This window comes from Kitasatospora sp. NPDC091257 (assembly GCF_044757675.1).
GTDB lineage: Bacteria > Actinomycetota > Actinomycetes > Streptomycetales > Streptomycetaceae > Kitasatospora > Kitasatospora lactacystinica.
The window spans coordinates 1-3,074 of sequence record NZ_JBIVVI010001099.1; the positions used below are offsets into that span (position 1 = coordinate 1).

Sequence of the window (3,074 nt, forward strand, 5' to 3'; positions counted from 1 at the left end):
GGCGTGCTCACCGAGGGGAACGTGCGGGTCTCGCTGCCGTACGGGACGGCCGAGGGCCGCAAGCCCTCCTCCGTACTGCCCATCGCCGCGCTGGTCGCCGCCGCGGCCGTGCTGACCGCCTGCGCGCCGCAGGACTCGAAGTCCGACGCCGCCTCGGGCGCGGCCGGGACGGCGGCGGGCTGCGCGCCGGGTGCGCTGGCCACGCGCACCGCCGGAACGCTGACCGTCGGCACCGACAAGCCCGCGTACGACCCGTGGTTCTCCGACGACAAGCCGGAGAACGGCAAGGGCTTCGAGTCCGCCGTGGCCTACGCGGTCGCCGAGAAGCTCGGCTACCCGAAGGAGAAGGTCGGCTGGGTGGTCGCGCCGTTCAACAAGGCGACCTCCCCCGGCGCCAAGGACTTCGACTTCGACATCAACCAGGTGTCCGTCAGCGACGAGCGCAAGCAGGCCGTGGACTTCTCCTCCGGCTACTACGACGTGCGCCAGACCGTCATCGCGCTGAAGAACTCCAAGGCGGCGGGCGCCAGGAGCATCGCCGACCTCAAGGGCGCCAAGCTCGGCGCGCAGGTCGGCACCACGAGCCTGGACACCATCACCAACACCATCAAGCCGAGCACCCAGCCAGCCGTCTTCGACTCCAACGACCTGGCCAAGGCAGCGCTGAAGAACGGCCAGATCGACGCCCTGGTGGTGGACCTGCCGACCGCCTTCTACATCACCGGCGCCGAGGTCCCGGAGGCCCAGGTGGTCGGCCAGTTCGAGGCCGCCGCGCAGGCCGAGCAGTTCGGTCTGGTGCTGGACAAGGGCTCCAAGCTGACCGGCTGCGTCTCCCAGGCCGTGGACGCTCTGCGCGCCGACGGCACGCTGGCGAAGCTGGAGAAGCAGTGGCTGTCCGACGCCGTCTCGGCACCGGTGCTGAAGTGAGCGCTGACCTGAGCCCCGGGCCGGGCGGGGAGGCGCCGGGCGGGGAGGCGCCGGGCGCCGCCGGTCCGGCGGAGCTCACCAAGGCGCCGGCGACGGAGGACGACTACCGCCCGTCCGAGCGGCGGCTGGCGCACGAGGCGTACCGGCGGTCCCGGGCCCGCCGCTCGGCGCTGATCGCCACCGGCTCGACCCTGGCCACGGCCGTCGTGCTCTACCTCCTGATCGTCAACTCCCCCGGGTGGGAGGTGACTCGGCGGACCTTCTTCAACCTCGACTACGCCCGTCAGGCGCTGCCCGAGGTACTGAAGGGACTGCGGCTGAACCTGGAGCTGATGCTCGGCTGCGGGGCGCTGATCCTGCTGTTCGGGCTGCTGCTGGCGGTGCTGCGGACGCTGCGCGGTCCGGTCTTCCTGCCGGTACGGCTGTTGGCCACGGCGTACGTGGACTTCTTCCTCGGGCTGCCGATGATCATCTGCCTGCTGGTGATGATCACCGGAGTGCCGGCGCTGCGGCTGACCGGGGTGACCACCGATCCGCTGCTGCTGGGCGGGGCCGCCCTGGTGCTGACCTACTCGGCGTACGTGTCGGAGGTGTTCCGCTCCGGCATCGAGTCGGTGCACCCGAGCCAGCGGGCCGCGGCGCGGTCGCTGGGGCTGACCAACGCGCAGACGATGCGGTACGTGGTGCTGCCGCAGGCCGTCCGCCGGGTCGTACCGCCGCTGCTCAACAACCTGGTGAGCCTCCAGAAGGACACCGGGCTGGTCTCGATCGGCGGCGCGATCGACGCGGTGTACGCGGCGAAGATCATCGCGGCTCGCTCTTTCAACTTCACGCCGTACCTGGTGGCGGGGCTGGTGTTCATCGTGCTGACCATTCCGCTGACCCGGTTCGCCGACTGGCTGACCACCCGGATGAACCGCCGCCAGCTCCAGGGAGGTGCGGTGTGACGTCGAGCGACGTGCTCCGGTTGGAGTCGGTGCGCAAGACCTTCGGCGGCCAGGTGGTGCTGCGCGACGTGGACCTCGCCGTGGCCGAGCACTCGGTGACGGCGCTGATCGGGGCCTCCGGCTCCGGCAAGTCCACGCTGATGCGCTGCGTCAACCTGCTGGAGGGGATCGACGACGGGGCGATCTTCCTGGACGGCGAGGAGATCACCGATCCGCGCGCGGACGAGGACGCCGTGCGGCGCCGGATCGGCGTGGTGTTCCAGTCGTACAACCTGTTCCCGCATCTGACGGTGCTGGAGAACATCACGCTCGCCCCGCGCCGGGTGCACCGCGTCGCCCGGGCCGAGGCACGGGCCCGGGCGCTGGAACTGCTCGACCGGCTCGGGCTGGCGGCCAAGGCCGAGGAGTACCCGGACCGGCTCTCCGGCGGGCAGCAGCAGCGGGTCGCCATCGTGCGCGCGCTGGCCACCGGGCCGCGGCTGCTGCTCCTCGACGAGATCACCGCGGCGCTCGACCCGGTGCTGGTCGGCGAGGTGCTGTCGGTGGTGCGGGACCTCAAGGAACAGGGGATGACGATGGTCCTCTCCACCCACGAGATGGGCTTCGCCCGTGAGGTCGCCGACCAGGTCTGCTTCCTGGACGGCGGGGTGGTGCTCGAACAGGGGCCGCCGGAGCAGGTGTTCGGCGATCCGCAGGAGGAGCGGACGCGGCAGTTCCTCAGCCGGGTGGTCGCCTCGGGTCGGCTCCAGGGCTGAGCGCCCCGGCCTGATGGCGGCCGGGTGAGCGGTCCGCTCGGCCGGGGAGTGCGACCAGGCGTGCGACGGGTGCGCGACGAGTACGCGACGGATGCGCGGCCAGGGCTTTCGCAACGACGGGCACCACTGTGCGCCCCTGTACGCGCCCTGGCCGTGCCCGGCCGGGTGCGGTGATCGTGGACCGGACGTCCGTCGCCGCGCACGGGGGCGGCGAACAGATGACAGCTCACGGATGACAGATGACAGCCGACAGATTTCATCATCTGTTCGCTGTCATCTGTCCGCCGACCGCTGTTCGCTGTCCCCTGTTCGCCGCCCCCGGCGCCCACCGCCCCGGGAGGCCGCCGTTGCACGGACCCACCCTGGTCAACTGGCTCCTCGCCCTCCTCGCCACCGGCGCCGGCACGTCCTGCCTGGTCCGGCTGCGCCACTCCCCCTGCGCCCC

Annotated in this window: 3 protein-coding genes; all 3 read left to right on the top strand. The window is 71.6% G+C overall.

The annotated features are described in order from the left end of the window. The first annotated feature begins 75 nt into the window (after positions 1-75). Complete coding sequence (locus tag ACIQOV_RS34855) at positions 76-927, top strand: ABC transporter substrate-binding protein (protein WP_401054859.1); 852 nt, start codon at positions 76-78, stop codon at positions 925-927. 125 nt (positions 928-1,052) lie between these two features. Beyond that, positions 1,053-1,874 carry an amino acid ABC transporter permease gene (locus ACIQOV_RS34860; protein ID WP_401054860.1) on the top strand — a complete coding sequence of 274 codons (822 nt, stop codon included), beginning with the start codon at positions 1,053-1,055 and terminating at the stop codon, positions 1,872-1,874. Beyond that, positions 1,871-2,629 carry an amino acid ABC transporter ATP-binding protein gene (locus ACIQOV_RS34865; RefSeq protein WP_359914658.1) on the top strand — a complete coding sequence of 253 codons (759 nt, stop codon included), beginning with the start codon at positions 1,871-1,873 and terminating at the stop codon, positions 2,627-2,629. Before ACIQOV_RS34860 ends, ACIQOV_RS34865 begins: the two co-directional genes overlap by 4 nt. Positions 2,630-3,074 lie beyond the last annotated feature (445 nt).